18 protein-coding genes are annotated in these 22,197 nt (G+C 71.4%); 4 read left to right on the forward strand and 14 right to left on the reverse strand.

The genetic code is table 11. The features are described from left to right. Positions 1-69: 69 nt before the first annotated feature. The gene (locus tag ACWGKJ_RS29195; protein WP_385019733.1) at positions 70-1,053 is read left to right on the forward strand and encodes a methyltransferase domain-containing protein; all 984 of its coding nucleotides are present in this window, start codon (positions 70-72) and stop codon (positions 1,051-1,053) included. On the opposite strand, the gene ACWGKJ_RS29200 is transcribed toward ACWGKJ_RS29195, so the two are convergent. The 4 genes from ACWGKJ_RS29200 to ACWGKJ_RS29215 form a co-directional block, all read right to left on the reverse strand. After that, on the reverse strand, positions 1,031-2,410 hold the full coding sequence (locus tag ACWGKJ_RS29200; RefSeq protein WP_385019735.1) for an FHA domain-containing protein: 1,380 nt from the start codon (positions 2,408-2,410) through the stop codon (positions 1,031-1,033). The two genes, ACWGKJ_RS29195 and ACWGKJ_RS29200, sit on opposite strands and share 23 nt — an antisense overlap. A gap of 125 nt (positions 2,411-2,535) precedes the next feature. Next, entirely contained in the window at positions 2,536-3,918 is a 1,383-nt protein-coding gene (locus tag ACWGKJ_RS29205; protein WP_385019737.1) for a vWA domain-containing protein, read from the reverse strand. Between the two features lie 143 nt (positions 3,919-4,061). Next, entirely contained in the window at positions 4,062-5,369 is a 1,308-nt protein-coding gene (locus ACWGKJ_RS29210) for a protein phosphatase 2C domain-containing protein (RefSeq protein WP_453315858.1), read from the reverse strand. Between the two features lie 4 nt (positions 5,370-5,373). After that, the gene (locus ACWGKJ_RS29215; protein WP_453315859.1) at positions 5,374-7,785 is read right to left on the reverse strand and encodes a tetratricopeptide repeat protein; all 2,412 of its coding nucleotides are present in this window, start codon (positions 7,783-7,785) and stop codon (positions 5,374-5,376) included. 64 nt (positions 7,786-7,849) lie between these two features. Between ACWGKJ_RS29215 and ACWGKJ_RS29220 the strand changes: the two genes are divergently transcribed. After that, positions 7,850-8,125, forward strand: a complete 276-nt coding sequence (locus ACWGKJ_RS29220) for a hypothetical protein (protein WP_453315860.1) — start codon at positions 7,850-7,852, stop codon at positions 8,123-8,125. Positions 8,126-8,179: 54 nt separating this feature from the next. Here ACWGKJ_RS29220 and ACWGKJ_RS29225 read toward each other — a convergent pair whose 3' ends face one another. The 10 genes from ACWGKJ_RS29225 to ACWGKJ_RS29270 all read right to left on the reverse strand — a co-directional run bounded on the left by ACWGKJ_RS29225 (position 8,180) and on the right by ACWGKJ_RS29270 (position 20,827). Next, entirely contained in the window at positions 8,180-9,517 is a 1,338-nt protein-coding gene (locus ACWGKJ_RS29225; RefSeq protein ID WP_385019743.1) for a coiled-coil domain-containing protein, read from the reverse strand. A 178-nt stretch (positions 9,518-9,695) separates the two neighbouring features. Continuing rightward, positions 9,696-10,643 carry a glutamate ABC transporter substrate-binding protein gene (locus ACWGKJ_RS29230; RefSeq protein ID WP_385019795.1) on the reverse strand — a complete coding sequence of 316 codons (948 nt, stop codon included), beginning with the start codon at positions 10,641-10,643 and terminating at the stop codon, positions 9,696-9,698. Positions 10,644-10,720: 77 nt separating this feature from the next. Next, positions 10,721-12,151, reverse strand: coding sequence for a hypothetical protein (locus ACWGKJ_RS29235; protein WP_385019745.1), 1,431 nt, complete (start codon positions 12,149-12,151; stop codon positions 10,721-10,723). A gap of 333 nt (positions 12,152-12,484) precedes the next feature. Next, positions 12,485-13,594, reverse strand: a complete 1,110-nt coding sequence (locus ACWGKJ_RS29240) for an N-acetylglucosamine kinase (RefSeq protein WP_385019747.1) — start codon at positions 13,592-13,594, stop codon at positions 12,485-12,487. Next, a complete protein-coding gene (locus tag ACWGKJ_RS29245; protein WP_385019749.1) occupies positions 13,585-14,922 on the reverse strand; it encodes a 6-phospho-beta-glucosidase in 1,338 nt (445 codons plus the stop codon). Before ACWGKJ_RS29245 ends, ACWGKJ_RS29240 begins: the two co-directional genes overlap by 10 nt. A 5-nt stretch (positions 14,923-14,927) precedes the next feature. Continuing rightward, positions 14,928-15,827 carry a carbohydrate ABC transporter permease gene (locus ACWGKJ_RS29250; RefSeq protein ID WP_385019751.1) on the reverse strand — a complete coding sequence of 300 codons (900 nt, stop codon included), beginning with the start codon at positions 15,825-15,827 and terminating at the stop codon, positions 14,928-14,930. 5 nt (positions 15,828-15,832) lie between these two features. Beyond that, positions 15,833-16,774, reverse strand: a complete 942-nt coding sequence (locus tag ACWGKJ_RS29255; protein WP_385019753.1) for a carbohydrate ABC transporter permease — start codon at positions 16,772-16,774, stop codon at positions 15,833-15,835. Between the two features lie 7 nt (positions 16,775-16,781). After that, a complete protein-coding gene (locus ACWGKJ_RS29260) occupies positions 16,782-18,116 on the reverse strand; it encodes an ABC transporter substrate-binding protein (RefSeq protein WP_385019755.1) in 1,335 nt (444 codons plus the stop codon). Between the two features lie 167 nt (positions 18,117-18,283). After that, complete coding sequence (locus ACWGKJ_RS29265) at positions 18,284-19,447, reverse strand: ROK family transcriptional regulator (RefSeq protein WP_385019757.1); 1,164 nt, start codon at positions 19,445-19,447, stop codon at positions 18,284-18,286. Between the two features lie 306 nt (positions 19,448-19,753). Next, positions 19,754-20,827, reverse strand: a complete 1,074-nt coding sequence (locus ACWGKJ_RS29270; protein WP_385019797.1) for a mechanosensitive ion channel family protein — start codon at positions 20,825-20,827, stop codon at positions 19,754-19,756. Between the two features lie 331 nt (positions 20,828-21,158). Between ACWGKJ_RS29270 and ACWGKJ_RS29275 the strand changes: the two genes are divergently transcribed. Further along, on the forward strand, positions 21,159-21,695 hold the full coding sequence (locus ACWGKJ_RS29275) for an HNH endonuclease (RefSeq protein WP_164265239.1): 537 nt from the start codon (positions 21,159-21,161) through the stop codon (positions 21,693-21,695). A 249-nt stretch (positions 21,696-21,944) separates the two neighbouring features. Then, positions 21,945-22,184, forward strand: coding sequence for a hypothetical protein (locus ACWGKJ_RS29280; protein ID WP_385019760.1), 240 nt, complete (start codon positions 21,945-21,947; stop codon positions 22,182-22,184). Positions 22,185-22,197 lie beyond the last annotated feature (13 nt).

Raw genomic sequence — 22,197 nt, forward strand, 5'->3', positions numbered from 1 at the left:
CGCCCGCGGACTCCGCTGACCGGCCGTTCCGGGTTCGCTTCCCGTGGCCGGGCGCAGCAGAGTGGAGATATGGGTGCAGACCAGGCATTGCGGGCGGCGCTGGTGCGCGAGATCGCGGAGAGCGGCGCACTGGCGGATCCGGCCTGGCGGGACGCGTTCGCCGCGGTCCCGAGGCACCTCTTCGTGCCGTACTTCTTCGAGGACGGAGTGGGACGGCGTATGCGGCTCTGGGGCGAGGACCCTGACCTGGAGCAGCGCAGGCGCTGGCTGGAGGGCGTCTACACCGATCAGCCGCTGGCCACCCGGATCAGGGACGGCGAGCTGATCTCGTCCAGCAGCCAGCCCTCGCTGATGGCGCGGATGCTGGACGGGCTCGCGGTGCGGGACGGGGACGCGGTGCTGGAGATCGGGGCGGGCAGCGGGTACAACGCGGCTCTGCTGGCGCACCGGCTGGGCGACCCCCTGGTCACGACCGTCGATCTCGACCCGGAGATCACCGAATCGGCGCGGGCCCATCTGTCGGCCGCCGGTTACGCCCCTGCCGTCGTCACCGGGGACGGTGCGCTGGGCTGCCCCGCGCGGGCCCCCTTCGACGCGATCATCGTGACCTGCGCGCTCCCCTCCGTGCCGAGGGCCTGGCTCGCCCAGTGCCGGACGGGCGCGCGGATCCTCGCCCCGCTCGCGACCGGGCTGATCGTGCTGCGGGTGCGGGACGAGCGGCATGCGCAGGGGCGGTTCCTGCCGACGCCCGCCTACTTCGTACCGCTGCGCGGCGCCGGGCCGCAGCCGGTGCTCAGCGGTGGCGGGCTGCCGCCCAGCGTGCTCAATGACGCGCTGTTCCGCTTCGTCCTCACGCTGACGGCCGGCAGCCTCGACCCGGTCGAGGCCTACTCCTTCTGGGAGCGCGAGGGGCATCCGGAGCGGGAACGGTTCGGGGTGACGGTGAGCGGGGAGCACGAGTGGGCCTGGCTGGACGACCCCGAAGGGCCGTACGCCTGGCCGCTCGGCCCCCCGGCTCACCGGCCGGCGGCTACTGCCCCCGGTGGACCGTGATGGTCGTCCAGGCGCCCACGTGGACCCGGTCGCCCTCTTCGAGCGGGATCGGCACATAGGGCTGGATCGGGTCCTCCGCGCCGTTGACCGTGGTGCCGTTGGTCGAGTTCTGGTCGACCACCGCCCAGGAGTTGTCGGGCTGCTGGACCAGCACCGCGTGCTGGTGCGACACCCCGGGGTCCTCGGGCGGGACCGCCAGGTCGATGTCGGGGGACTCGCCCGTGGAGTGCCTGCGGCGGCCGATGGTGATCTGGCTGCCGGTGAGCGGGAGCCGCTGCTCGGGGGAGTAGGCGGGGAGGTTGAGCCCGGTGGCCTCGGGGCCGCTGCGCTGCATCATCGCCATGAAGTACTCACGGTCCGGGCCGACCGTGACCGACCAGCCGTCCGGGGCCTGGGGTGGGGACGGGGGCTGGGTGTGCCCGGCCGGCTGACCGGGTCCTTCGGGGTGTGCCGATGGGGCGTACTGGATCGGCGGGCCCGGCCGGCCGGGCCCCTGCGGGGGATGCGGCTGTGACGGCTGTGACGGATGTGACGGCTGTGGTGACTGTGACGGCTGTGGTGACTGTGATGGCTGTGGTGACTGTGACGGCTGGGGCTGCGGGGGCCGGAACTGCTGTGGCGGCTGCGGCGACTGGAACTGCGAGGGAGCCGTCCGGTCCGGTCCCGGCCCGCCCGGTCCCTGCGGCTGGGCGGAGCCCTGGCCTGGCCCCTGCCCCGGTCCCTGCGGCGGCTGGGCCTGGGACGGCGGCGGGAGCAGCCAGTCGTCCGCGCTCGGCCGCTCCGGCGACTGGGGAGGCTGCGGGGACTGATGGGCCTGCGGGGGCTGATGGGTCTGCGGGGACTGGGGCGCCCTCGGTGGCTGGGCGAACGAGGGGGGCGGCGGCGACTGCCGCTGGTACGGCGGGGGCGGGGGCGGTGGTGCGGGCCGCCCGCCGGGGGTGTTCGTCAGCGGCTCGGCAGGGCGGTTCATCTGCGAGGGCCGTGAGCTCTGGTAGTCGAACGCGTCCGGCGGCCTGGGCGGCTGCTGGGACTGGAGGCCCGGCGGCAGGTTCGGGGCCACCGGTGTGTACGAGGTCGCGGTGTTGGTGAGGAAGTTCCAGCGGCACTCCTCACAGAACGGCGCCCCGGCCTCACGCGGCGTACGGCACTGGGGGCAGATCTCCGCCTGAGCGGTGGCGTCCGGCGGGTAGCCGTAACCGGCCGCCGGGTTCCGGCCCGGCGGGGGCTGCTGGGGCGCGCCACCGCCCGTGTACGGAGGGGGCGGCTGGGGAGGCGGCGGCACGGCGCCCATGCGATGGCCGCAGACCTCGCACCAGTCGTCGGATCCCGACTGGTGTCCGTTCGGGCAGGTCGGCATGGAGTCGCTTCCCCCTCTCCTCATCCGGCCCGAAGGCCGCAAAACATCACTTTTGCTGCTTGGTGCTGCTATTTCTGTTACTTCTGCTTCTGTTACTGGTACTTCTGGCGCTTCTGGCGTTTCTGTTACTTCTTGACGCGAACTGTCTTGGTGGAGCGCGTTTCGAGGGTCATCTCGTCCGCCTCCGCCACCTTTGCCTTCAGTCGCACAGTACCGGTCGCTTCGTCGACGACGTCCACCACCTTCGCGAGCAGTTTCGCAGTGTCCGCGTTCCCCGAGGCGGCCGCAAGCTGTACCGCGCGGCCGAGCTTCGCCGTCGCTCCATCAAGATTGCCGGACTTGCGGGCATCCAGGCCTTGTTGGATGACTTGTGCCAGTTCGGCCTGGCCCGTGTAATGCGCGACCTGCGGATTGATCGAGGTCGAAGCGGCCATGTCATCCGTCCACACCGCTCGCACCAGGCCCTGCGAGAGCGTCTGCGGCGTACCCCCCGAGGGGTCGGGCAGGACGAGTGAGACCCGGGCGGCGAGCATCTCCCGGCCGATTCCGGCTTCCGGCACCTGGACGCAGACGTGGTAGTCGCGTGACTCGTCCCCCCACGAGCCGGTCGGATAGTCCCCGGCGCGCGGTCCGGCCTCGGTACGACGGCCCGTCAACTGCTCGACGCTGGGCGCCACTTGTTTGACGAATTTGATCTCCGCGCCGACCGGTGTCCAGATCCGCAGAGCGACGTCGGCGACCTCCTTGCCCATCGCGTTCTCCATCATCCGCGTGAAGTCCGCGGAGAGGCCCGAGGGGTCGGCCACGATGTCGGCGGTGCCCAGCAGCGCCGACGCGATACCGGTGACCTCCTTGACCTCCCAGTCCGTACCGACCCCGCGGGCATCACAGGTGAACCGGCCCGCCGCGGCGTCCAGCGCGGCGCGCAGGTCCTCCGGCGCCTCGTGTTCGTTGCGGCCGTCGGTCAGCAGGATGGCGTGCCGGATCCGGGGCACGGGGCCGCCCGGCGTCTGCGGGGTGTTGAGTAGCCGGTCCGCCAGCCGCAGCCAGGTGCCGATCGCCGTACCCCCGCCGGCGCTCAGCTTCCGCAGCGCCTCCTTGGCCTGGGCGCGGGCCGGAGGCCCGGCGACGGCCAGCCGCCCGTTGCCGGGGTAGATGTCCTTCGCCACATGGGTGCCCGCCACCACGGAGAACGCGGTGCCGTCCCGCAGGGCGCTGATCGCCGCCGCCGTCGCCTCCCGTGCGTTGCGCATCTTGGTCGGCGGGTAGTCCATCGACCCCGAGCAGTCCACCATGATCACCACGGCGGCGGCCGGGGCCTGCCCCTGTCCGGGCGCGGCGTCCGCACCGTCGAGTGGTGTGCCGGTGAGTGCGGAGCCGCTGGTCCCGCCGCCGGTCGAGGTGACCGTGACGATCGCGTTCACCTCACGCCCGCCCTCCGGCAGGTACTCGTTCTGGTACACATCGACAGAGAATTGCGGCACGTTGGATTTGGCGAAGTTGGCCATCTGACGGGCTCCTTGACGACAACGCGGCAATGTCAACAGAGTTGCGGAAATTTCAACAGAGTCGGCGGGACGCGGTGGCCTTTACGCATTCACGCATTCACGCATTCACGCCCACGCCCTCACGCCTCGACGCCCTCACGCCTTCACGCTTCGCATGAGGCGGATCCTGCCCTCTGCGACGGCGTGGGGAACGGCACGACGGCCACTGTTACGTTGTCGTGGCCCCCTCCGTCGAGCGCGTGGCCGACCAGTACCTGCGCACAGTGCAGGGCCCGGGCGGCCGCGTCCGGCGGAACGATCCGGGCCATCTGCTCGGCCGACTCCGCGTAGTTCCACAGGCCGTCGGAGCAGACCACCACCACGCCCGGCCGGTCGGGTGTGAAGGACGCGGTGTGCGGCTCCACTTCGTACGCGTCGGCGCCGAGCCAGCCCGTGATGGCGTGGGCCCGCTCGTCCGCGTACGCCTGGGCCTCGCCCATCAGTCCGTTGGCGACCATCTGTGCCGCCCAGGAGTCGTCCTCGGTGAGCCGGGACGGGTGGGCGGTGCGGTCGTCGGGCACCCAGTACACCCGGCTGTCGCCCACCCAGCCGACGACGAGCAGTTCGTCCAGGGTGAGGGAGGCGACCAGGGTGCAGGCCGGGGCGTTCTGGTGGCGGTGCGAGGCGTGCTCCCTCGCCCCGGCAGGCTCCGCCGCCAGCGCGTTGACCGCCTCCGAAGCGGCGATGATCGCCTCGTGCAGCGCCTGCTGGGGGTGGGTGCCCGCGGGCAGGGAGACCAGCAGCGCCGCATTGGCCGCAGCCGCCGCTGCGGCCGATGCCTCGTCGGGCCGGGTGGCGGACGACACGCCGTCGCAGACGATCGCCACGGTGGCGGCCGAGCCGTCCGGCAGGTCTACCGACGACACGGCGAACGCGTCCTCGTTGCGGTGGTGGCGCAGCCCGCGGTCGCTCACCGCGGCCACCGCCGCCAGCTCCTGCTCCATGTGATCACGCTCGCGGGGCTGGGCGTGGCCGCAGTTCTCGCAGTATCCGTCCCCGTCGATCCGGCCGGTGCGGCAGGCGACACAGAGCTTCACGCCCTCCGCGGGGGCGGCGGGCGGCACGGTGCCCGCGGCCCGGGGGTCCGGGGCGGACAGCGCGTACTCCTCGGGCGACGGCGGGCCGTCGAGCCTTGCACCCGCGGGCAGTTCACCGCCGTCCGACGTGGTGCCCGGCACATCGGACCCGGCCTGGACGGGCGCCGCGTGGCCGGAACCGTCCTGGCCGTTCGCGGCCGGCCACGCGGTGTGCGGGGCGCCGGCGGGGCCCGTGCCGCCGGCGGTGTCCGCCGGGCGGCCGTCCGGCGGCTCGGGCACCGCCGACAGGTCGTACCCGCACGCGCCGCAGAACAAGTCGCCCGGCTCCAGCGGCTCCTCGCAGCCGGGGCACACGGCCAGATTCGTCTGGGACATCAATTCACACCCACGTCCGGGGGCGGAAACGGTTGGCCCGCTCCACCAGGTCGATCCTCTCCTCGCCGCGCTGGGCGAGCCGGGCGAGTACCCGGTACGAGCGTTCGAGTCCGAAGCGCAGGCCACGCTCGTCGAGTGGACTGCCGAGCAGAGTGGCGGAGTGCGCCATCTGACCGTTCCGGCTACCGGAGAGTACCCAGTCCAGCGCGGTGCCCAGTACTTCGGTGGTGAGCTGCTCCCGTTGCACGGCGTCGAGGCCGAACTCCTGGAGCGCCGCCACCTGGTCCGCGGCCGACCGCAGATCGTCCGCCAGCGGGTCCGTCGGGACACGGTGGCGCAGCCGGGCGCGGACCGCGGCGACGCGCGCCGCCGTGTAGTGGATGGACGCCTCGGGGACCGACTCCAGAGTGCGCACCGCCGCCGTACGGTCACCGGCCGCGAGCTCCACCCTGGCCAGGCCGAACGCCGCGCTGACATAGCTGGGATCGGTTATCCACACCAGGCGGTAGTACTCCGCCGCGTTGTCCAGCTGGCCGAGCACCTCCGCGCAGACACCGAGTGCCAGCTTCGGCGCGGGCTCGCCGGGAAAGGCGTCGTAGACCGCGTCGAAGGAGAGCGCCGCGGTCTCCCGGTCACCGGTGACCAGCGAGGCCAGACCGCGGTACCAGACGACCCGCCAGTCGTGGGGGTACTCGCTCTCCAGAGCTGTGATCATCCCGGCCGCGGTGTACGTGTCCCGGTTGTCCAGCAGGGCCCGCGTCTGACGGAGACTGCGTTCGAGCGACGGAGTCGGTGCCGACTCCAGCGCGGCGATCAGCTCACCGGGCGCCGCGGCCATCAGGCCTGCCAGCAGACCGGCGTTCGGGTCGTGAGGGTCGATGCGCGGTACGGGCAGAGCCAGCGCGGTGGCGCCCGCGTCGAGACCGGCCAGGAATCCGCCGGGGCTGCCTGCCGCCGGGCCTGCGGGCGACGGAGCCGCCGCTTCCTGCGGATGCCGGGCGGGGAGGCTGGTCTGGGCCGGAACGAATGCGACGGCGGGGTCCGCGGCGGGCGCGGAGCCGTGGGCCGCGGGCCCGGATGCGGAGTTGTGGGCCGTGGGCCCGGAGAGCCGGCTGCTCCCCTGGCCCGCGGGCCCGGAGAGCCGGCTGCTCTCGCCGGTGCCCCGGCCGCTCCGGCCGCCCAGGACCGCTGAGCCCCTCCCGCGGCCGCCGGGCCGTCGGCGTGCGCCGAGCAGGGACGCGTCCCCGGTCAGCTCGGTGAAGAGCGCGGTGTCGGTGACCCGCACCTCGGGCCCGAACAGCGTCGAGAGCGAGGGCCGCGGCCGGCCTGTCTGGACCGAGACGACCTCCCGCAGCACCCCGGTGAGCTGCTCCGCCATCTCGGCGGCCGATGCGAACCGGCGGGCCGGGTCCGGGTCCGTGGCCCGGACGAGCAGTCGGTAGAACGACTCGTACCGCCGGAAGACCTCGATGTTGTCCGGGTCGGGGAGGCTGTCCGCGAAGACATTCGTGTAGCCCTGGAAATCGAAGGTCAGCACGGCCAGGGTCCGCGCCACCGTGTACAGGTCGGAGGCGACCGACGGCCCGACCTCGGCGACCTCGGGCGCCTGATAGCCGACCGTGCCGTAGATGGCCGACTCGTCGTCGTCCATCCGGCGCACCGCACCCATGTCGATGAGCTTCAGCTGGTCCTGCTGCTGTATCGCGTTGTCGACCTTGAAGTCGCAGTACAGCAGGGCCCGGCTGTGCAGATGGCCGAGCGCCTCCAGGGCCTCGATCCCGTACGCGCACGCCTGCTCCACCGGCAGCGGGTCCCGCCTGCCCGACGGGCCGCGCCGCTCGTTGGCGATCTCCTTGAGCGACTTGCCGCCGACGTACTCCATGACGATGTAGCCGTCCATGGAGCCGGTGCGCTGGTCGAGGTGTTCCACGAAGTTGTAGATGCGCACGATGTTGGAGTGCTCGATCTCCGCGAGGAAGCGCCGTTCGGAGATGGCCGCGGCCATCGCGTCCTGGTCGCCGGTGTCCAGCAGGCCCTTGAGCACCACCCACCGGTCGGAGACGGCGCGGTCGACGGCGAGATAGACCCAGCCCAGACCGCCGTGGGCCAGACAGCCCACCACCTCGTACTGCCCGTGCACCACATCGCCGGTGTCCAGCTTCGGTACGAACGAGTAGGGGTGGCCGCACTTGGTGCAGAACCCCTCCGTGCGCCCGGCCCGCGCACCCCGCGAACGGCCCACCTGGGCACCGCAGTCGGTGCGTGAACAGAACCGCTTCCGCTCCGGCACCTCGGGGTTGGCCATCACCGCCGACTGCGGGTCGGGGCGGGGCACATCGGGCATCGAGACGAGACCGGCACCCAGCCGGTTGCGGCTCGAAGAACTCGCCGATGCCCCCGAGCTGCGTACCGACACCGAACGCCCGGACCCCTGACCGGACAGCGAACGCGAGAGCCGCCCGGAGACCGACCTGCGGGACGTGGACGAGCGGGATGTCGATGAACGGGACGTGGACGAGCGGGACGCCGATGAACGTGACGCCGATGAACGGGACGCCGACCGCGAGGACGAACCCGGGCCGCCCTGCACCGACGCCCCGCCCCGCACCGAAGCGCTCCCGGAGCGGGCGCTGTCGCTCCCGCGGGCGCCCCCGGCGATCCCGGTCGGCGGGGAACTCACCAGCCCGTTGGGCGACACCACCGGCGCCAGGCCGCAGGTGCCGCAGTACAGCTCGCCGCCGCCCATGTCCTCATAGCTGCCGTCGCACCCGGGGCGCTGGCACTCCTGCTGTTCGCTCATCCCGCATCCCTCACGCGTTCCCCCTGTGGTCGGCGGGCCCGGCCTGCCTCGGGACCAGGACCTCCGCCGTTGCCTGCTGATAGCGGAGCACCGCCTGTTCGGCGACGCGCAGATCGCACGGCGCGCTCCAGAGCATTCTGCGGGCCGCGTCGTACCGCTCGATCAGCAGGGGATCCTCCGCCATCCCGTGCCTGGCGACCTTCGCCCGGTACGCGTCCAGCCGGCCCCGCAGCTCCGCGCGGACGGCGAGCGGCGCGGTGACGGCGGACAACGAGTCACGGGCGCGCCGCAGTTCGTCGTCGGCCTCCCTTTCGAGGGATTCCAGGAGCGGCGAGAGCCGGTGCCACTGGGCGTGCCTGCGGTACTCGGCGGCGGCCCGCAGCTGTTCCTGGAGCACCGTCGACGGGCCGCTCACCGCGGGCACCTCGGACGCGGCGATCTTCGCCAGCACCTCACCGCGCGCCGACCGGGCCTCGGTGAGCGTACGGTCCGCGCGGGTCAGTACGTCCCGCAGCCGCAGCAGCCGCTGCTCCGCGTCCTGGCGGACGGTGAGCACCGCGTCGATCTCGCGGCGGATCTCCTCCAGTGCGCGCGCCGCCCGGTCGTAGCGGTCGGTGTCGGCGCGTCCGCCGCCCGGGGCCGAACTGCCCTGGGTGGGGCGCCAGTAGGCCAACGGGTCGGATATCACCCCGGCGCGCAGCGCGGTCAGCTCCTGGGTGATCGACTCCAGGTCGTCGCCTGCCGGGTGCTCACCGGGGCGTACGCCGACCGAGTGCGCCAGCGAACGGGTACGGGCCAGCTCCGCCGCGAGCAGGTCGATCCGGGCGGGCAGGGCCGACCACACCGAGTCCGATGCGACGACCATGTCCAGCGACCGCGCGTACAGCTCGTTCATCCGGGTCACCAGCTCTTCGAGCGAGAACCGCTCGGTGAGCGTGGCGGGCCCGGTGAGGGAGGCCGGGAGCCGTCCGGCGGTGCTTGCCAGGGTGACGCCCCGGCCGCGCAGTAGACCGGTGAGACCGGTCAGCTCCTCCCGGCCGGGCCAGCGCCGCCTGGCGCGCAGCGAACGCGCCTCCTCCAGTGCCTTGGCGTAGGCGTCGAAGTACGTCCAGAGCAGGGTGATCGACTGCTCGGTGGCGGCCCAGCGTTCCTGGGTGACCCCGGTCAGCTCGGCGCCTTCGAGGAGCCGGCGCCCGGCGTGGTCCTGGAGGGCGAGGAGCGAGGTCTCTATGGCCTCGTGCTCCGCGCCGAGCCGCGCCAGCGCACGGTCCACCTCGTCCCGGTCCATCACCTGCCCGGGGGTGCTCCCCGGCTCGCCGGAGCCGGGAGCGGAACCCGCGACGCCCATCGATCACCTCTCCGCTCCACCGGTCCGTGCGGCGTTGTCGGCCTGTGCCGCGCTGTCCGTGCCGCGCTGCCCTGTGCTGCTGATGTGTGCTGCTGTGCCGTGTTTGCTGTGCCGTGCCGTGCCGTGCTGTGCTGCGGTGCTGCCTACCGTGTCAAGTCCTGCCCGTGGCAGGGCCGTTCTACCGGTACTTCGGTGCTGGAGGGCCGGATATTCCCTTCAGGTCCGCCGACAGCCATTGCCGGTATGCCTTCATCCAGGGGCTCTGGTCGCCGCCCTGGCGGTAGCCGACCAGGACCTGGTTGATCCGGCGCACCAGATCGTCGTCGCCCAGCTTGGTCGCCACGCCGTAGTACTCGGTGGTGAACGGGCTGCCCTTGAGATCGACGGCCGGGTCCTGCGCCGCCTGACCGGCCGCCAGGGCGTTGTCCGTGACCACCGCGTCGACCAGGCCCAGTTGGAGCTTGACCAGACAGTCCAGCTGGTTGGGGACGGTGCGCTGCTCGGTCGCGGTGTCGGCGAAGACCGCACCGTACGACTTCGACTTCAGCGCGTCGTACGCCGTCGAGCCGGTCGCCGTGCAGACCTTCTTGCCCCTGAGTGTGTCGTTGTACCCGGTGATCGTGGAGCCCTTGGGTGCCAGGACCTGCTGCCCGGCCTGGAAGTACGCGGTGGAGAAGGCGACTTGCCTGATCCGCTCGCAGTTGATCGTCATTGTCCGCACGACCATGTCGACCTTGTTCTCCTGCAGCGCCTCGACCCGCTGGTTGGTGGGGATGGCGCGGTAGATGACCTTGTCCTCGCTGCCCAGGATGTTCTTCGCGATGGCCCTGACGAGAGCGATGTCGAAGCCGTCCAGCCTGCCGGTGGCCGGGTCCCGGTAGCCCCAGCGGTAGCTGTTCTGGTCGACACCGACGATGAGATGGCCGGCCTTCTTGATCCTGTCGATGGTGGGCCCGTCGGCCCCGGACGGCGGGAGGCTCGCTTCCGGGTCGGTACAGGACTCGGCCTTGGCGGGCACGGCCTGCGCCACCTGTCCGCCACCGGTCCGCCCGCCGTCGCCGGAACCGCTGTGCAGAACGAGCGGGAGCACGGTCGCGGCGGCGGTCAGCGCACATGCCGCGGCCATCGCTGTGACGCCGCCCCAGCCGTGGAGCCTGCCGGTCCTCGGATTCAGCACGCTGTCCCTCCTCGCCCGGCCCCTGGTCACCTGTACTCCGAAAGCCTGCGGCTGATGCCGAGCCCCGCCGCTGCTGCGCCCAGCATGGCGAGGACCGCCGCACCCACCGGGAGCCCGGCCAGCGCGCCCCGTCCGTCCGACGCGGCCCGTGTGAACTCCTGCTGCTCGTGGTCGAGCGCTTGGTCGAGCGCCTTGTCCACCTGGTCGAAGGACTGGCCGGTCGAGCCCGTCCTGCCGATGACCTGCTTCAGCGCGGTGTCGTAGTCGCCGTTGTCGTCCGTACGGCGAGCTGCCGCGTGCCGTTTCCGCCAGACGGCCACGTCATCGGCGGCCGCGCCCACCGGGACGCTGCCCGCCTTGTCGTTGGCCAGGCTCTTCGCCCTGTCGAGGCCACTGACCAGGGCGGCCATGTCCCTGGTGTAGTCGGACTCGTACTGGTCGTGCTTGCCGTCCTTGGTCAGCACGGAACCGCGCGAGACCAGGGTGAGGTTCTCGTTGGAACGGGCCTTCAGCGAGCTGATCCGCGCGTCGTTGAGCACCTTCAGCGACTCCTGGCCCTGGGTCCGCGAGGTGTGCAGGTCGGAGGCGGCGACCAGATGTCCCGCCACCAGCCACAGCAGGACCGCGACCGATGCGGCGGACGCGGCCACCAGGCCGTGGTTGAACACCCGGTTGGTCCGCAGGTAGTCGCGCCGCTGGACGAGTACGAGACCGCCGAGGGCCAGGATCCCCAGCGCGGTGCCGAGGTAAGGCCAGAGCGTGGCCGAGTCGTAGTCGTCGTACAGCCGGCCCGTCTCCGCCTCGTAGAGCTTCTCGGCCGCGGGCAGCAGCTCCGTGCTCATCTGCTGGTTGGCGTACCGCAGATAGGCGCCGCCGAGCGGCAGCCCCTGCCGGTTGTTGGCCCGGGCCCGCTCCACCAGCCCTGTGTAACGCGGCAGCTGCTCGTTGAGCTGGGCGATCTGCCGCCCCGACTCCGTCGAACCGTCGGTGTGGGATGCGGCCTTCACCAGCAGCCGGGACGCCGTCGCGATGTCGCTGTCGTACCGGGCGTGCACATCCGCGGGCTCGACCGAGCCCGCGAGGAAACCGCTCGCCGCAGCGGTGTCCGCGTCGGCCAGTGAGCGGTAGATGTTCGCCGCGTCCGCGCTGAGCGGTTGGCTGCGGCTGACCACATCGTCGGCGGAGTCCGCCCGGTCGGAGATCTCGAAGGCGGTCACCGCCCCGAAGGCCACGACCAGCGCGGCCACCAGCGTTCCCATGATCCACAGCCGACCCGGCTCGGTGGTCGCGGCGGCGCGCAGCCGGTCGCGGGTCCCCGCCCAGGCGCTGCGGCGCGAAGGCGGTGCGGGCGGCCGCACGGGCGGTGCGGGCGCCGCCACGCGCGCGGGCGGCACGGGCGGAGGCGGCTGCGCGGGCGGCGGGCCCTGCACTGTGCCCCCGTTCGGCGGGTGTACCACGCGACCTCCCCCTGTCTTTCACGATGCACGATGTCATGGGACCCGGTACGCGCACCAGGATTGGCCGGATCTTGAACGATCTGCCGCCGGCCCTCCCCTGTCCGCCCCGTTCCGTCCCCCTCTGAATACGCCGCTCGGAGCAATTCGGTTCCCGTTCGAGCACTGCCGTTCGGGTGCCACCGGGGCGTCATCCGGTCGGAATCCGCACATCAGGGGCGTACGGAAAGGGGGTTGTGCTCCGCCGCGCGCCGGACACAACCCCGCCCGCCCGAAGACAACCCCCGCCCGCCCGAACACCACCCCCGCCGCACTCCGGGCCCCCGGCGCGCCCCCTCAGGCGTACTGCTCCCGCACCCGGGCGTAGGACTCCGGGGGAGCCGCGATCCGGTCGAGTCCCAGCAGGGCGGCGCCGAGCACGGGCGGTGCCGACACCACCCGGGGGACGGCCTTCGGGGCCCGCTCGGGCAGCAGTTGACGTACCCGGTCGTCCAACTGCGGGTGGCGTGCGGCCAGTACGCTCCCGCCGAGCAGCACCGGAGTCTCCTCGTCGAGCAGTCCGAGCCGGCCCAGCGCCACCGTGGCCAGCGAGACGACCTCCTCCGCCTGCCGTTCGACGACCGAGCGGGCGACCGGGTCACCGGCCGCCGCGGTCGCGAAGAGGACCGGCGTCAGCTCGTGCTTGCGCTCCGCCGGGATACGGCCCAGGTGCAGCGCCTCTATCACCGCGTACATCGTGGGCAGCCCGAACTGTGCGGGCACCGTCCGTACCAGCCCGGTGCGCGGCCCCCGTCCGTCCTCGGCGCGCGCCGCATGCCACAGCGCCTCGTCGGCCAGGCCGCCGCCGCCTCCCCAGTCGCCGGATATCCGGCCGATGGCGGGGAAGCGGGCGGTCCGCCCGTCGGGCGTCATCCCGACGCAGTTGATGCCGGCCCCGCACACGACGGCCACCCCGCGCGGCTCGTCCACACCCGCGCGCAGGATCGCGAAGGTGTCGTTGCGGACCTCGACCGCCGCGCCCCAGCCGCGCGCCTCGATGGCGGCGGCCAACTCCCGCTCCTCGACCGGGAGATCGGCGTTGGCGAGACAGGCGGAGACGAACGAGGCGTACGGCGGAACACCGGCCCCGCCCCCGGGACCGGACCCAGCCGCGACACCAGGCCCGCCCGCGATGCCAGTCCCACCTGCAACACCAGTCCCACCCGCCACACTGCCCCCGCCCCCAATACCGCCCCCCGAGCCCCCCGCCCGTACCCCACGCGCCTCCGCGACCGCCGCGACGACCGCGACAGCCAGGACGTCCACCGCGGCCTCCACCCCCACCACCGGCGGCTGGAAACCGCCGGAGCGGCCCCGGCCCAGGACGGTGCCGTCCGCCGCGATGACGGCCACGTCCGTCTTGCTGTTGCCGGCGTCGATCGCCAGCACACTTGCTGTCAGGCCCACGCGAAGTGCTCCCGGTTGTGCGCGATGAGCCGGTCCGTCAGCTCGTCGGCGTACGCGTACTGCCCGATCAGCGGGTGGGCGAGCAGTGCCCGGAAGACCCGGTCCCGGCCGCCGCGCAGCGCGGCTTCCAGGGCGAGGTCCTCGTACGCGGTGACGTTCGCGACGAGCCCGGCGAACAGCGGGTCCAGCGCGGGGACGGCCAGCGGGGTCGCACCGCTGCCGTCCACCGTCGCCTGGACCTCGATCACGGCGTCGTCGGGGAGGAACGGCAGCGTGCCGTTGTTGTACGTATTGACCACCTGGTAACGGGAGCCGCCCGCCTCTCGCCCGTCACCGCCCCTGCCCGAGGATCCGCCGGACCCACCCCTGTCACTCCTGCCGGCGCTGTCTCCGCCGAGCAGCGAGGACGCCAGGTCGACCGCCGCCTCCGAGTAGAAGGCCCCGCCCCGCTTCGCGAGCAGCGCGGGCTTCTCGTCCAGCGCCGGGTCGCCGTACATGGCGAGCAGTTCCTTCTCCATCGCGGCGACCTCGGCGGCCCGCGACGGCTTGCTCCCCAGCTCCCTGACGACCTCGTCGTGCGCGTAGAAGTAGCGCAGATAGTACGAGGGCACGACCCCGAGCCGGTCCAGCACCGAGCGCGGCAGCCGCAGATCGTCGGCGATCGCGTCGCCGTGCTCGCCGAGCAGCTTCGGCAGGACGTCCACGCCGCCGGGGCCGCCCAGGCGCACACCCCGTTCCCAGGTCAGATGGTTGAGCCCGACGTGGTCGAGGAACACATCCGACGGCGCGACATCGAGCCGCGCGGCGAACTTGCGCTGGAAGCCGATGGCGACGTTGCAGAGCCCCACCGCCTTGTGCCCGGCCTGGAGCAGCGCCCGGGTGACGATGCCCACCGGGTTGGTGAAGTCGATGATCCAGGCGTCGGGGTTGGCGCGCCGCACCCGCTCGGCGATGTCCAGCACCACCGGCACCGTGCGCATCGCCTTGGCGAGCCCGCCCGCGCCTGTCGTCTCCTGCCCGACGCAGCCGCACTCCAGCGGCCAGGTCTCGTCCTGCTGCCGGGCGGCCTGGCCGCCGACGCGCAGCTGGAGCAGGACCGCGTCGGCGTCGGCGACCCCCGCGTCGATGTCCGATGTCGTCGTGATGACACCCGGGTGCCCCTGCCTGGCGAAGATCCGCCGGGCGAGACCGCCCACCAGCTCAAGACGGTCCGCCGCCGGGTCGACGAGGACCAGCTCACCGATCGGCAGTGTGTCCCGCAACCGCGCGAAGCCGTCGATGAGTTCGGGCGTGTAGGTGGATCCGCCCCCCACTACTGCGAGCTTCATTTCAGCTAACCCTTCACTCCGGTCAGTGTGACGCCCTCGACGAATGCCTTCTGTGCGAAGAAGAAGACGAGGATCACAGGGGCCATGACCAGGACGGTCGCGGCCATGGTCAGATTCCAGTCGGTATGGTGCGCGCCCTTGAAGGACTCCAGGCCGTACGAGAGCGTCCAGGCGGCCGGGTTCTCCGAGGTGTAGATCTGCGGGCCGAAGTAGTCGTTCCAGGCGTAGAAGAACTGGAAGAGCGCGACGGCCGCGATCCCCGGCCTGGCCATCGGGACGATGACCTTCAGCAGGGTGCGGAACTCTCCGCAGCCGTCGACCTTCGCTGCGTCGATGTACTCGTCGGGGATGGTCAGCAGGAACTGCCGCAGCAGGAAGATGGAGAACGCGTCGCCGAACGCCATCGGGATGATCAGCGGCCAGAGCGTGCCCGACAGGTCCAGCTGCTTGGCCCAGAAGAGATACATCGGGATGATCACGACCTGCGGCGGCAGCATCATCATCGAGATGACGAGCATCAGCGAAAGATGCCGGCCGCGGAAGCGGAACTTGGCGAGCGCGTACGCCACGGGCAGCGACGACACCACGGTCAGTACGGTGCCGAGGCCCGCGTACAGCAGGGTGTTCCGCCACCAGGACAGGAAGCCCGGAGTGTCGAAGACCTTGCGGTAGTTGGACCACTCGAAGGTGTGCGGCCACAGGTCGCGGGTGAGCGCCTGCTGGTCGCTCATCAGCGAGGTCAGGACGACGAAGACGAACGGCAGCACGAAGAAGAGCGCCGCCGCCACCCCCAGGGCGTGCACGGCGATCCAGTGCAGCAGGTTCCTGCGGCGGGCGGCCCGCCGCGTACGGTCCGTCCCGAAGGCGGGCGCCGGTCCTGCGGCGGCATGGGCGAGCTGGGTCATGATGGTCAGTCACCTGCCTGTACGAGCCCGCTGCGGCGCCGCATCAGCAGTGCGGTGAACGCCATGGCCAGGGCGAAGAGGACGAGCGCGACCACACAGGCGGAGCCGTAGTCGAAGCGCTGGAAGCCGAGCGTGTAGACGAGCTGCGGCAGGGTCAGCGTGGACTTGTCGGGGAAGCCGGGCTGGAACTGCTGACCGGAGCCGCCGATGATGCCCGATGCGACCTTCCCCGCCACCAGTGGCTGGGTGTAGTACTGCATCGCCTGGATGATCCCGGTGACGACCGCGAACATGATGATCGGTGAGATGTTCGGCAGCGTCACGAACCGGAAGCGCTGCACCGCGGACGCGCCGTCCAGCTCTGCCGCCTCGTACTGTTCCTTCGGTACGTCGAGGAGCGCGGCCATGAAGATCACCATGAGGTCGCCGATGCCCCACACCGCGAGCATGGTGAGCGCGGGTTTCGACCAGGAGGCGTCGGTGAACCAGCCGGGCGTCGGCAGTCCGGCGCCGCCGAGGATCGAATTGACCGGCCCAGTACCCGGATTGAGCAGAAAGACGAAGGCCAGCGTCGCAGCGACCGGCGGTGCGAGGTACGGCAGGTAGAACAGGGTCCGGAAGACCCCGGCGCCCGTCTTGATCCTCGTGATCAGCATGCCGATGCCGAGCCCGAAGACCACCCGGCAGGCGACCATCACGACCACCAGCCAGAGCGTGTTGCGCATCGCGGGCCAGAAGTCCGGGTACACCGTGAAGACGTAGGTCCAGTTCGTCAGGCCGTTGAACGACGGGGCCCTGAAGCCGTCGTACTTCGTGAAGGAGAAGTAGACGGTCGAGACCAGCGGGTAGACGAAGAAGAGACAGAACCCGATGAGCCACGGCGACATGAAGGCCGCCGTACGCACCGCGGCGCGGCGGCGCTTCGAACGCGGGGTGTACGTGGTCATGGCGAGGCTACTTCGCCTTCTCGTTGTCCTTGTCGATCTGTGACGCGGTCTTCCGCAGACCGGCCTTCAGATCCTTCGCCCTGCCCGACTCGAAGTCGTATCCGAAGTCCTGGAGGGTCACCTGGTAGGTGCCGCCGTTGACCGAAGGGGGAGTGGTGGTGGAGGCCGGGTTCCGCGCGATGTCCAGAAATGTCTTCAGCCGCGGGTCGAACTTCAGCTTCGGTGACTTCAGCGCGGCCAGCGTCGACGGGATGTTGTGGATGTCGTTGGCGAAGTCCACCACCGCGTCGGTGTCGGTGGTGAGGTACTTCACGAACTCCCAGGAGGCGTTCTGCTTCTTGCTGGTCGACGCGATACCGGCGATCGTCCCCGTGATGTAGCCCTTGCCGTACGAGGCGGCCTGGTCGTCGGGGACCGGCAGCGGTGCGATGCCGATGTCCACCTTCGACTTGGCGTCCTGGGCCATCCCGAGCCGCCACTCGCCGTCGACCTGCATGGCGACCTGGCCGGTCTGGAAGGGGTGTTTGGCGCCCCACTCGTCGCCGAACGTGGCCCGGTACTTCTCCAGCTTGTTGAAGCCGCCCAGCTTCTTCACCAGGCCCTGCTGCCAGGTGAACATCTTCGCGAAGGCGGGATCCCTGGCGATGTCGGACTTGCCGTCCTTGCCGACATAGGTGGGGCTCCACTGCGCCACCAGGTGGCTTGGCGTCGACTCGTAACCGTGGAAGGTCGGCATGAAGCCGAGCTGCTGGTACGAGTCGCCCTTCGGCTTCGTCAGCTTGACGGCGTCCCGGTCGAACTCGGTCCAGGTCTTCGGGGGCGCGGTGATCCCGGCGGCCTTGAAGGCGCCCTTGTTGTAGTAGAGCGCGTACGCGTCGCTGAGCAGCGGCAGGGTGCAGCGCACTCCGTCGAACTGTGTGTAGTCCTGGAGCGGCTTGGAGAAGGTCCTGTCCAGGTCGATCCCCGACTTGGCGAGGAACGGCTTCAGATCGGCGAAGGCCCCGGACGAGCAGAACTTGCCGACGTTGTCGGTGGTGAAGGAGGAGACGACGTCGGGGGCGTCCGAACCGCCGCCCCGCAGCGCCTGGTTGATCTTGTCGTCGGTCATGTTGCCGACGACCTTCACCTTGATGTTCGGGTGGATCTTCTCGAAGCGGCCGACGTCCGCCTGGATCGCCCTGACCTCGTTCGCGGCGCTCCAGCCGTGCCAGAAGGTGATGGTGGTCCGCGCGTTGACGTCGTCGTCCGCGCTGCCCGAGCTCTGGCCCGTACAGGCCGATGCGAGCAGGGACATGGCTGCGGCAGCGACGACGGCCACGGGCAGTCGGCTGTTTCTGGGCATGACGGAATCTCCCTCTGGCGGATCTGGGGCTGTACGGGCGTACGCGCGGGTCTGCTTGCGGGGGAAGCGCGGGGCGGTAGGGGGCGAGGCGGTGCCGGGGGTTGCCGGGCCGGTCGGAGTGGGAGGGTTGCCCGGGGTTGGTGGGCCGGTCCGGGGCGGTGCCGGGGTCAGTGGGCCGAGGTGTCGAAGACCTCGTCGCGGGTGGTGGCGAGCGCGCTCTCCAGCGCCCCGCGCAGGACGGGCTGTTCCCGTACGGAGCCGAGGACGAGCCGGGGCCGGGAGGCGGCCAGTTCGGCCAGCTCACGCTGGACGAGGTCACGCAGCGGCTCGCCGCCTGCGACGATCAGATCGCCCGCGAGCACCAGGAGTTCGGGGTCGAGCACGGCCACCAGAGAGGCGAGTCCGGTGGCCACCGCGGTGGCGAACACCTCCAGGAGACGGCGGTACGGCCCTCCTTCGGCCCGTGCGGCCTCCGCGATCAGCGCGCCCGCCACCTCGGTGTGCGAACCGCTGCCGATCCCCTCGATGCCCAGCTCCCTGGCCAGCCGGGCCAGCGCCTGGGAGCCGGCCAGCTCCTGGAAGCCGCCCGCGTTGGCCTTGGTCACCTGGCGCACCAGCGGAGCGCCCGGCACCGGCATGAAGCCGACCTCGCCCGCGCCCCCGGTGAAGCCGCGGTGCAGCCGGCCGCCGAGGACGACGGCGGCGCCGACGCCCTCCTCGTTCCAGAGCAGTACGAAGTCCTCATGGCCCCGGGCGGCTCCCAGCCGCTGCTCGGCGACTGCGGCCAGATTGACGTCGTTCTCGTACTCGACGGGCATCGGCAGCGCGGCGGCCAGCTCGTCGAGCAGCGTGGGGGAGTGCCAGCCGGGCAGATGCGAGGCGTACCGCAGCCGGCCGGTGTTCGGGTCGAAGGCGCCCGGGGTGCCTACGACGACCCGGCGCAGATCGGCCCGTACCAGTCCCGCGGCCTTCGTGGCGCCGTCCAGGGCGTCGGTCACCTGCTGGACGGTGCCGGTGCCGCGCCGGCCGGGCGTCGCGAGCCGGAACTCGCCGACGGTGCGGCCGGTGATGTCGGCGACGGCGGCCCGGATGCGCTGCGGGTTCACATCGATCCCGGCGGCGTGGCCGGCCCGTGCGTTGACCGCGTAGAGCTGGGCGCTCGGTCCCGGGCGGCCCTCACTCGTGCCGGTGGCCACCACCAGCCCGGCGGCCTCCAGGCGCGCGAGGAGCTGGGAGGCGGTCGGCTTGGAGAGCCCGGTCAGTTTGCCGATCTTCGTGCGGGAGAGCGGTCCGTGTTCGAGCAGCAGGTCGAGGGCGGCGCGGTCGTTCATCGCCCGCAGCACACGGGGGGTTCCTGGAGTCGTGCCACCGGCCACGTCGTACGCACCTGCCCCTCGCGCCACTGTTAGGAAAGTTTCCAATTCGGTGCGATGAACGTAGGCCGCTGGTCAGCCGGGCGTCAATGGGCTGTCCCGGTCCGGCAACCAAAGCGTTACCTCGGTGTCCGGAACCGGTATGCGGAACCGGCACGCCGAAGGGCGCCCCGCGTCTGCTGCGGGGCGCCCTTCGGTACGGACGGTGAACTGCGGTGGTACGGGACTCCGGGCCCGCCCCGGCCGCAACTCCGGGAGGTTCTGTTACTTCGCGAGGTTCTGCGGCGGGATCGGTGACGCGGCGAGCGACTGCGGCGACGTCGGGCTCGCCAGTGCGGACGGGGCCGACATCCCGGCTGCCGAGTCGACCGGCGGCTCCTCCGTGTCGACCGTGACCGGACCGCCCACGACCAGGATGCCCGCCTCCTCCAGCGCGATCTTGAGCCGCCAGCGCAGCTCCCGCTCCACGCCCAGGGCCTTGCCCGGCATGGTCTTGGCGGAGATCCGGATGACCATCGAGTCGAGCAGTACGGAGTCCAGGCCCAGGATCTCCACCGGGCCCCAGAGCTGTTCGTTCCACGGTTCGGACTTGGCCAGGTCCTGGCCGGCGGTGCTGATCACCTCGCGCAGCCGCTCCAGGTTCTCGGTGGGCTTCACCTGGACGTCGACGGAGGCCGTCGCCCAGCCCTGGCTGAGGTTGCCGATCCGCTTGATCTCGCCGTTGCGTACGTACCAGATCGCGCCGTTCTCACCGCGCAGCTTGGTCACCCGCAGCCCGACCTCGATCACCTCACCGGTGGCGACCCCGGCGTCGATGCTGTCCCCCACGCCGTACTGGTCCTCCATGATCATGAAGACGCCGGAGAGGAAGTCGGTGACCAGATTGCGCGCACCGAACCCGATCGCGACACCGGCCACACCGGCCGACGCGAGCAGCGGCGCCAGATCGATCTTGAGCGTGGAGAGCACCATCAGGGCGGCGGTGCCGAGGATCACGAAGGACGCCACCGAGCGGAGCACCGAGCCGATGGCCTCGGAGCGCTGGCGGCGGCGCTCCTGGTTGACCAGCAGACCGCCGAGCGCGGTGCCCTCGACAGCCGTGGCGCTGCGGTTCATGTGCTCTATGAGCCGGGTGAGCGCGCGCCGGACGAGGGAGCGCAGCACGGTGGCGATGACCAGGATCAGGACGATCCGCAGCCCGATCGACAGCCACGTGGACCAGTTCTGCTGCACCCAGTCGGCCGCATTGGTCGCGGACTTCTGGGCGTCGTCGAGCGTGTCGGCCGTACCGGGCCGGGAGCTGTCACCCGCCGCTAGGGACCAGGCCACGGCGTGCACGGCGTTCACAGCGGAAACCTCCAGGGCAAGGGGGCAGAACCTCCACACTAACGGCGCATCACGCCGCTCTCCGCCGCGCTGACCGGCGGAGAGACGTATCCCACGCCCGGGGTATCGGCGGGAGTGGGCGGAACCCCGCACACGGCCGCTGGCGGCTGCTGAAAACCGCCGGTAACCGCGCGCGAACGGTCAGGAACGGCCAGGTGCGGACGAAAACACTCCGAGCCCGTTACCTGACGTTGGTGGCGCTTCCACCAGGCATGAGGAGAGACTGAGAGCAGATCGTCCCGGCGCGAGCCACGCGCCGCCGGCGTACAAGGAGGCATCCACCGTGCCGCACGTCCTGGTCCTCAACGCGTCGTACGAGCCGCTCGGCGTCGTACCGCTCCGTCGCGCGCTCGTCCTCGTCCTGGAGAACAAGGCGGTCTCCCTGGAGGAATCCGGCGCCTTCATGCACAGTGCCACCCGCATCGTCCCCGCGCCCAGCGTCGTACGGCTGAAGCGGTTCGTGCGCGTCCCCTACCGGGGGCCCGTCCCGCTCACCCGCCGTGCCCTGTTCGCGCGTGACGGCGGCCGCTGTATGTACTGCGGTGGCGTCGCAACCAGCGTCGACCATGTCATCCCGCGCAGCCGCGGCGGACAGCACCGCTGGGACAATGTGGTGGCCGCGTGCCGCCGCTGCAACCACGTGAAGGCCGACCGGCACCTGCTGGAACTGGGCTGGCGCCTGCGCCACCAGCCGGCCCCGCCGAGCGGCCTCGCCTGGCGCATCATCGGAACCGGCCACCGGGACCCGCGCTGGCTGCCGTATCTGCAGCCGTTCGGAGCGGAGGACGCGATGGCGCGGATCGACGGCGTGTCGGCCTGAGGGGCGGGGGCTTGCGCTCGGTGCCCGGTGCCCGGATCTGAGGCGCCGGGTCGCCGTGCCACCGCGGGCGGGTGCGCCCAGTGCCCGTTCGGTGTGCCGGAATTGCCCGATCGGGTGGCGGTGTGGACAATTCCCTCTGCGGGGAACTGAATGTGACCCGGCTCACGTTGGTGAGACGAATACGGATGGGGCCGCGCCCGCTGGGTAGGGCTTGGATCCAACCTCGTCGCCGACCTTACGGAGATTCTCGTGGGCGCTTCAGCGCAGCTTCTGCTCTCGGCCCTGTCCAAACCTGTCCCGGACACCGTTCCGGAGCTCGTGCCGGACCTGATGCCGGACCCCGACGCGAGCACCAGCTCCATGGAGCTGCCGCTGACCAGCGAACCCCCGCTCTCCGATGTCGCCCCCCTCACCAGCGAGCCGCCGCTCGCCGACTTCACCCCGTTGACCAGTGAGCCCACCGCATACGGAACGGCTGCCGGGATCTGACCGCAGCCTGAAC

This window comes from Streptomyces sp. NPDC054757 (assembly GCF_053612185.1).

What these genes read in the sequence shown, in the direction of transcription:
- ACWGKJ_RS29195 (WP_385019733.1), top strand. Translation starts at nt 70, where the DNA reads ATGGGTGCAGACCAGGCATTGCGGGCGGCGCTGGTGCGCGAGATCGCG.
- ACWGKJ_RS29200 (WP_385019735.1), bottom strand. Translation starts at nt 2,410, where the DNA reads ATGCCGACCTGCCCGAACGGACACCAGTCGGGATCCGACGACTGGTGC.
- ACWGKJ_RS29205 (WP_385019737.1), bottom strand. Translation starts at nt 3,918, where the DNA reads ATGGCCAACTTCGCCAAATCCAACGTGCCGCAATTCTCTGTCGATGTG.
- ACWGKJ_RS29210 (WP_453315858.1), bottom strand. Translation starts at nt 5,369, where the DNA reads ATGTCCCAGACGAATCTGGCCGTGTGCCCCGGCTGCGAGGAGCCGCTG.
- ACWGKJ_RS29225 (WP_385019743.1), bottom strand. Translation starts at nt 9,517, where the DNA reads ATGGGCGTCGCGGGTTCCGCTCCCGGCTCCGGCGAGCCGGGGAGCACC.
- ACWGKJ_RS29230 (WP_385019795.1), bottom strand. Translation starts at nt 10,643, where the DNA reads ATGGCCGCGGCATGTGCGCTGACCGCCGCCGCGACCGTGCTCCCGCTC.
- ACWGKJ_RS29245 (WP_385019749.1), bottom strand. Translation starts at nt 14,922, where the DNA reads ATGAAGCTCGCAGTAGTGGGGGGCGGATCCACCTACACGCCCGAACTC.
- ACWGKJ_RS29250 (WP_385019751.1), bottom strand. Translation starts at nt 15,827, where the DNA reads ATGACCCAGCTCGCCCATGCCGCCGCAGGACCGGCGCCCGCCTTCGGG.
- ACWGKJ_RS29255 (WP_385019753.1), bottom strand. Translation starts at nt 16,774, where the DNA reads ATGACCACGTACACCCCGCGTTCGAAGCGCCGCCGCGCCGCGGTGCGT.
- ACWGKJ_RS29260 (WP_385019755.1), bottom strand. Translation starts at nt 18,116, where the DNA reads ATGCCCAGAAACAGCCGACTGCCCGTGGCCGTCGTCGCTGCCGCAGCC.
- ACWGKJ_RS29265 (WP_385019757.1), bottom strand. Translation starts at nt 19,447, where the DNA reads ATGAACGACCGCGCCGCCCTCGACCTGCTGCTCGAACACGGACCGCTC.